Annotated in this window: 6 protein-coding genes and 2 pseudogenes; 7 read left to right on the plus strand and 1 reads right to left on the minus strand. The window is 59.9% G+C overall.

Annotation, left to right across the window (positions count from 1 at the left end; translation table 11 throughout):
* Positions 1 to 348, minus strand: a pseudogene (locus tag SX1_RS23620) (transposase); the annotation flags it as partial.
* Positions 349 to 430: 82 nt separating this feature from the next.
* On the opposite strand from SX1_RS23620, the pseudogene SX1_RS23320 reads away from it, so the two are divergent.
* From SX1_RS23320 to SX1_RS24705, 7 genes and pseudogenes are all read left to right on the plus strand, one after another.
* Positions 431 to 1,251 (plus strand): annotated as a pseudogene (locus SX1_RS23320) (IS256 family transposase); the annotation flags it as partial.
* Between the two features lie 143 nt (positions 1,252 to 1,394).
* Positions 1,395 to 2,540, plus strand: coding sequence for a polysaccharide biosynthesis/export family protein (locus tag SX1_RS21415; RefSeq protein WP_019054743.1), 1,146 nt, complete (start codon positions 1,395 to 1,397; stop codon positions 2,538 to 2,540).
* Between the two features lie 32 nt (positions 2,541 to 2,572).
* Positions 2,573 to 3,139 carry a dTDP-4-dehydrorhamnose 3,5-epimerase gene (gene rfbC / locus SX1_RS21420; RefSeq protein ID WP_019054744.1) on the plus strand — a complete coding sequence of 189 codons (567 nt, stop codon included), beginning with the start codon at positions 2,573 to 2,575 and terminating at the stop codon, positions 3,137 to 3,139.
* A 3-nt stretch (positions 3,140 to 3,142) separates the two neighbouring features.
* On the plus strand, positions 3,143 to 4,198 hold the full coding sequence (gene rfbB, locus SX1_RS21425) for a dTDP-glucose 4,6-dehydratase (protein ID WP_019054745.1): 1,056 nt from the start codon (positions 3,143 to 3,145) through the stop codon (positions 4,196 to 4,198).
* Positions 4,195 to 5,085 (plus strand): dTDP-4-dehydrorhamnose reductase, encoded by an 891-nt coding sequence (rfbD, locus tag SX1_RS21430; RefSeq protein WP_019054746.1) that lies wholly within the window; start codon positions 4,195 to 4,197, stop codon positions 5,083 to 5,085. Before rfbB ends, rfbD begins: the two co-directional genes overlap by 4 nt.
* Before the next feature lie 22 nt (positions 5,086 to 5,107).
* Positions 5,108 to 5,977, plus strand: a complete 870-nt coding sequence (gene rfbA, locus SX1_RS21435; protein WP_019054747.1) for a glucose-1-phosphate thymidylyltransferase RfbA — start codon at positions 5,108 to 5,110, stop codon at positions 5,975 to 5,977.
* A 339-nt stretch (positions 5,978 to 6,316) separates the two neighbouring features.
* Positions 6,317 to 6,559 (plus strand): cupin domain-containing protein, encoded by a 243-nt coding sequence (locus SX1_RS24705; RefSeq protein WP_026150036.1) that lies wholly within the window; start codon positions 6,317 to 6,319, stop codon positions 6,557 to 6,559.
* Positions 6,560 to 7,263 lie beyond the last annotated feature (704 nt).

The following is a 7,263-nucleotide window of genomic DNA, read 5'->3' on the forward strand; positions in this document are numbered from 1 at the left end:
TCGCCTGTGTCTGGCGCGCCCATTTCCACCAAATGCAGAGCGCTGGGCTTTGATGTAGGTGCTGTCGATCGCCGTGCTTTTCGTCACCGCAACCGCCTCTGAAAGAGCATCAAGCAGCTTGACCCAAAAACCGCGGCGCGACCAATGGTTGAAGGGATTGCAGACCGTCATCGATGGCCCATAGTCTGCCGGACAGTCGCACCAGCGACAGCTGGATTTCCGCACATGCAGGATACCAGAAATCACCCGCAGATCATCAACCCGCCGCGCACCAGGCTGGTTCTTGGGTCAGTGCCGTTCGATCTCTCGCCAGGCTTCATCCGACAACCAGAACAACGAACGTGACATCTTAAAGGGTCTCCGCTGCGGTTGAAACCCTTTGAATCAATACATGTCTCAAATTTCAAGAGGTTGAGGGGGTTTTGATCCTAAGTCGATGGGTGCCAGCGGCGTATCGAAGAGCCAAAGTCTCTCCCCGCGAAGGCGGGGCTCAACCGCCTAGTTGCCGAGATCGACCAGCGGGCGAACGCCTTCCTCACCCGCCCGATCGAGGGAGAGTGGCCCTATTTTGGATCGACGCCACCTACTCCAAGGTGCGTGAGGGCGGACGGATCGTCTCGAACGCAGCGATAATCGCCGCCGCTGGCGTCAACGCCGATGGTTGCCGCGAAGTTCTGGGCGTCGCAACCGGCCCTTCGTAGGCGGAGCCCTTCTGGAAGGCCTTCTTGCGTTTTCTGGCGGATCGCGGTTTGCGTAGGAGGAGTTGGTCATCGCAGACGGTCACAAGGGGCTACGTACTGCCACAAGCAAAGTTTTCGCCGTGAGCCAGCGAAGCCGCCGTGTGCACTCGATGCGCAATGCGCTGCCATACGCTGCGCCAAAGCAGCAGCCCGCCGTGATCGCCGAGATCAAGACGATCTTAGCACAGGAGACGACTGAAACAGCACCCTAGCAGTGGGAGCAGGTCGCCGATGAGCTACGCGAGGACGTGCTTGCCTACATGGCGTTCCGGCAGAACCACTGGGCGTAGAACGCCTCAACCAACCCGCTGGAAAGGGTGAACAAGGAGGTCAAGCAAAGGGCCGATGTCATCGGCACCTTCTCCAACGATGCCGCAGTCATGCGCCTCGTCAGCGCGCTGATGTTCGAACAGAATGCTGAGTGGGCAGTATCACCCCGCTACACGACGCTGGAAACACTCGGCGCGGTGCGCAAAACCCCATTGTCAGACTGCCTGCCCTGGCTGCCTGACCCGAACCCGATCCTGCCGCGGATCGACGGTTCCTAAACCACCAGGTGGGACACGACCGGCGGGAGAGGAACTATTGTCCATTCTTGGATCGCGATGCTAAGGGGATTGGCTCATAAGCTGCAGCCTTTCGAGATCATTATATATGCAAGTTAAGAATAGCGTATTTCTGGCCCTGCTTACAGGTCTTGCGGGCTGCGCCACACTGCCCTCCAGTGGCCCTACCGGACGACAGATCGAAAAATTCGCTGTCGCGCCGAAAAACGGGTCGCCTATCCAGATCGTGTCGATCTCTGCAGCGCCCGATATCCCCGCAACGGCGGATATCGTACCGCCGACGACGCAACTGCCCGATCAGGCGCCCAGCCCTACCGACATGGTTGGCCCAGGCGACATATTGGACATTAGCATCTACGAAGCGGGCGTCACCCTGTTCGCCAGCAATAGCAATGCCAGTCCGCTGGCGCAAATGACCAACAATCCTGGTGTTCAGGTCCAGAAATTGCCGCCGACCCGGATCGACGATCAGGGCGACATTGCCATTCCTTATGCTGGGACGCTGCATGTCGCCGGGCTGACCACAGGGGAGATCGAAGCGAATATCCGTAATGCGCTGCGCCGCCTGTCACAAAATCCTCAGGTTATTGTGACCTTGGGCGAAACGATTACCAATTCCATCATCATCGGCGGCGAAGTAGCCAAGCCGGGCCGGCTCGTGCTGCATACCAATCGTGAAAGCCTGTCCGATGTGATCGCGCTTGCTGGTGGCTATCGGGGTAATTCCAAGGATTTGATGGCGCGCATCATGCGCGGGACCTCTCATGCGGATGTCCGCATCAACGACATGGTCGAAAATCCGGCACTCGATGTTCGTATGCGTCCGGGAGATCGCTTGATGCTGGTGGATGACCCGCGGACCTATTCCATTCTCGGTGCATCGGGCCGGGTGGAGCAGGTGCCTTTTAGGCGCTCGTCGGTGTCGCTGGCTGAAGCGGTTGCGACCGCAGGGGGCACCAATCCCAATCTGGGCGATCCTGCTGCCATTTTCCTGTTCCGCTACACGCAAGATAAACAGGGCAAGGAAGTGCCGGTCGTCTATCATCTCAACATGATGCAGACGGGTTCCTATTTCTTGGCGCAGAAATTCACTATGCAGGACAAGGACGTCCTTTACTTTGGCAATGCGGCCGCCAATCAGCCGAGCAAGCTCGTTCAGCTCATCAGCCAGCTCTTCTCGCCGATTCTGACAGTGACCAGCGCCGTTTCGGTGATCCAGAACAGCAACAATTGATCGCAGGATAATCGCGCATTTCAGGGGAAAATATGGACGTCCAGACCTACGACATCGCCGGCGTAACCCTTCTTACGCCCCGCCATATCGGCGATGAGCGCGGCTATTTCGCCGAAACCTTCCGGGCCGATCTGTTCGCGAAACATATCGGCGACTATCGCTTCGTGCAGGACAATGAATCGCGCAGCGCCCGCGCCGGCACGATCCGCGGCCTGCATTTCCAGAGCGAGCCGCATGCGCAGGGGAAACTGGTGCGCTGCACTGCCGGCGCGCTGTTCGACGTCGCGGTCGACATCCGCGCCGGCTCGCCCACCTACGGCCAGTGGCTCGGCGAAACGCTGACCCCCGACAATGGCAAGCAGCTATGGGTGCCGCCGGGCTTCGCCCACGGCTTCTGCTCGCTCGAGCCGGATACCGTCATCTGCTACAAGGTGACGGGCGGCTATTATAGCGTCGAATGCGACAAGGGCCTTGCCTGGGACGATCCGGCGATCGGCATTCTATGGCCCGATGTCGCAGACGCCGAAACCCTCTCGCCCAAGGACCGCAAACAGCCGCTCCTGGCCGACCTTCCTGCCTATTTCAGCTGGAGCAACTAATCCATGCGTGTAATCGTCACCGGCGGCGCCGGCTTTATCGGCTCTGCCCTCGTCCGTTATCTGGTGCTGCAAAAGGGCTATGACGTCCTCACCATCGACGCGCTGACCTATGCGGGATGCGAAGCGTCGCTCAAGGAAGTGGAAGGCAAGAACAGCCACCAGTTCCTGCACGCCAATATCTGCGATCGCGCGGCAATGGACGCAGCGATCACCGGGTTCCAGCCCGACCGCATCATGCATCTGGCCGCCGAAAGCCATGTCGATCGTTCGATCACCGGTGCGGCCGATTTCATCCAGACCAATGTCGTGGGCAGCTTCACCCTGCTGGAAGCCGCCCGCGCCTACTGGAACGGCCTCGAAGGCGCCGCGAAAGACGCCTTCCGCTTCCTCCACGTCTCGACCGACGAAGTCTATGGCTCGCTGGGCGACGAAGGGCTGTTCGAGGAAACGACGCCCTACGACCCCTCCTCACCCTATTCGGCGTCGAAGGCTGCGTCCGATCACCTCGCCAAGGCGTGGCACCGCACCTATGGGATGCCGATCGTGGTGTCGAACTGCTCGAACAATTACGGGCCGTACCACTTTCCCGAAAAGCTCATTCCGCTCACCATCCTCAACGCGCTCGAAGGGCGCAAGCTGCCGGTCTATGGCAAGGGCGAGAATATCCGCGACTGGCTCTATGTCGACGATCATGCCCGCGCGCTCGACATCATCGTCGAAAAGGGCGAGCCGGGCGAAACCTATAATGTCGGCGGCCGCAACGAGCGCAAGAATATCGATGTGGTCAAGCGCATCTGCGCGGTGCTCGACGAACTGCGCCCCACGGATAAGCCCCGTGTCGATCTCATTGAATATGTGACCGATCGCCCCGGCCATGACGCCCGCTACGCAATTGACGCGACCAAGCTGGAGAATGAACTGGGCTGGCGCGCGCAGGAGAATTTCGACAGCGGCATCGAAAAGACGGTGCGCTGGTATCTCGACAATGAATGGTGGTGGCGCCCCCTGCGCGACGCCTATGACGGCCAGCGCCTGGGTCTTGAGAAAGCGAAGGCGTGAGGATCGCCGTCACCGGGACGGCAGGCCAGGTCGTCACCAGCCTGATCGAACGCGGCGCGGCGCAGGGGCATGAGGTGATCGCGATCGGCCGCCCCGACCTCGACCTCGCCGATCCCGCCTCGATCGCCCGTGCACTGGAAGCGGCAAAGCCCGACGCGATCGTCTCGGCCGCCGCCTATACCGCGGTCGACAAGGCAGAGAGCGAGAGCGATCTGGCCCATGCCGTCAACGGCGCGGGCGCGGGCGCGGTGGCGCAGGCGGCCAAGGCGCTGGGTGTTCCGCTCATCCATATCTCGACTGACTATGTGTTCGACGGGACGCTGGACCGCCCCTATGTCGAAAGCGACCCTACTGGTCCCACCGGCGTCTATGGCGCGTCGAAGCTGGCGGGCGAGCAGGCGGTGCTTTCGACCTATCCGGAAAACAGCGCGGTGCTGCGTGTCGCCTGGGTCTACAGCCCGTTCGGCGGCAATTTCGTCAAGACGATGCTGCGGCTTGCGGGTGACCGCGATGATCTCGGCGTCGTGGGCGATCAGGTCGGCAATCCGACCAGTGCGCTGGCGATCGCGGATGGCATCATTCAGGTGGCTACCAATATGGTAGCCGATAGCTATCCCGAGCAACGCGGCGTCTTTCACATGACGGCGCAGGGCGAAAGCAGCTGGGCCGATTTTGCCGAAGCGATCTTCGCGGCATCGGCGGCACGCGGTGGTCCGTCGGCATCGGTGCGGCATATCGGCACGGCCGACTATCCGACGCCCGCCACCCGGCCCGCCAATTCGCGGCTCGACTGCGCCCGGATCGCGAAAGTGCATGGCGTGACGCTACCCGACTGGCGCGTCTCGCTCGACGAAGTGATGGACCGGCTGCAACCGGCGACCAACTGAATTATCTGGGGAATTTTGAGCTATGAAGGGTATCATTCTTGCAGGAGGCAGCGGCACGCGCCTCTATCCCATGACGCTGTCGACGTCGAAGCAACTCATGCCGGTCTATGATAAGCCGATGATCTATTATCCGCTCAGCACGCTGATGCTGGCGGGTATCCGCGAAGTGCTGATCATCTCGACACCGCGCGACCTGCCCGCCTTCCAGTCGCTGCTTGGCGACGGGTCGGCCTGGGGCATGACCCTGGAATATGCTGTACAGCCCAGCCCTGACGGTCTGGCCCAGGCCTATATCATCGGCGCCGATTTCGTCGCAGGCCAGCAGTCGGCGCTGATTTTGGGCGACAATATCTATCATGGCCACGGCCTGCCCGAAATCCTTGCCAGCGCTTCGTCGCGCAAGGAAGGCGCCAGCGTCTTCGCCTATCATGTCAACGATCCCGAACGCTATGGCGTGGTGAGCTTTGACGCGAACATGAAGGCCGAAACCATCGAGGAAAAGCCGGAAAGCCCCAAATCCAACTGGGCGGTCACGGGCCTTTATTTTTATGACGAGCAAGTCGTCGATATCGCCGCCAACATGAAGCCTTCGGCGCGCGGCGAGCTGGAGATCACCGACGTCAACCGCGTCTATCTCGAACGCGGCGACCTGCATGTCGAAATCATGGGCCGCGGCTATGCCTGGCTCGACACCGGCACGCCCGACAGCCTGCTTGATGCGGCCGAGTTCGTCCGCGTCCTCGAGAAGCGTCAGGGCTTCAAGATCGCCGCGCCCGAGGAAATCGCCTACCGCCAGGGCTTCATCGACGCCAACGGCCTTGAACAGGCGATCGGCAAGCTCGGGAAGTCCGACTATGGCCGCTATCTGAGCGCCCTGCTGACCGAAGGCTGACACGTCGGCTTGCCCCCAGCGCCATAGGAACTGATGTTGATTGGATGCTCACGCAAAAGCTTCTACTCATTATGTTGAAAAGCCATGGGCCCGGACCGACCTTCCATTGATATTCGCCGCCAGTGCAAGACGATCGATCGAAGATGTCTGGGTCGAAAGCGTCGAAGGCGCGACCTGCCCCGCTGATCAAGTATATCTTAACCAGCGATCGGCTGTCGATCCAGGTGCACCCATTACATACAGGTCTTGGACAGGGGGCTAAGGCGCGGCAAAGAAGAAATCTTATACATTCTCGACTGCGAACCCGGTGCAACGCTGGGCATCGGTCTGACTGCGCCCATGGACCCGGACCAATTCCGCGCCGTCGCACAGGACGGATCACTGGAACAATGGATCGACTGGAAACCGGTTAAGCCGGGCGACCGCTATTTCATTCCGGCAGGTACAGTCCACGCCATCGGCACGGGCATCACCTTGGCGGAAATTCAACAGAATAGCGAAATTACCTGTTGCCTCTATGACTATGATCGCCCGCCCGAACTGCATCTCGACGATGGCATAGCGGTCAGCGCTAACCCTTAAGGGCGCGTGCTGATCGAATCGCCACCGGGCAACGAAGCTCGGTTGACTAGCGACGATGAAGACCCCTTGTCGATCGACCTCGCCCATTGGACAGCGGCGGATGAACCTCACGATCAACTACGCCACCGCAAGCGGTTTTACTACGAATCGCGATCAGATGCGCCAACATCTCGCTAACTTCGTCGCCGCCTACAACTTCGCCAAGCGGCCGATAGAGTCTCCAGGGCCTCATCCCTACAAGCTCATCTGCAAATGCTGTACAAAAAACTAGCGCTTCACATCAGGCCTGCACCGTAAAATCCCGGGATCAAACAGCTAAAATGGGTGCGTCATGATTGTCAGGGATTGTACCGCGTGGAAGGCGTGTGCTTGCATTTGCAACGGCCAATTACACGGCGATGGGCTAACCGTTGACACTTCGAATATGCGGGCGCGCCGCTATCCCTGATCGCGATGGGCGCATAACGGGCGAAGATGGTCGGCACCGTGTCGGCAGGTGTTTCCTATCGTCGGGACAGCGGCCTTGTATTGTCCTTGGCTGTCGACGCGTAAGCCGGCAATTATGACTATCACGAAACATCATGACGCGCATCAGACTGCAGTTTTGAAAGGTGATCTGCACCCACCGGCAACGGATGGGTCAGATGCCATCGCCTTCTGCAAAGTAGGCTGACATAAGTTTGGTATCTCGTGAATAACGGCTG

Source organism: Sphingobium xenophagum NBRC 107872 (genome assembly GCF_000367345.1).
GTDB lineage: Bacteria > Pseudomonadota > Alphaproteobacteria > Sphingomonadales > Sphingomonadaceae > Sphingobium > Sphingobium xenophagum.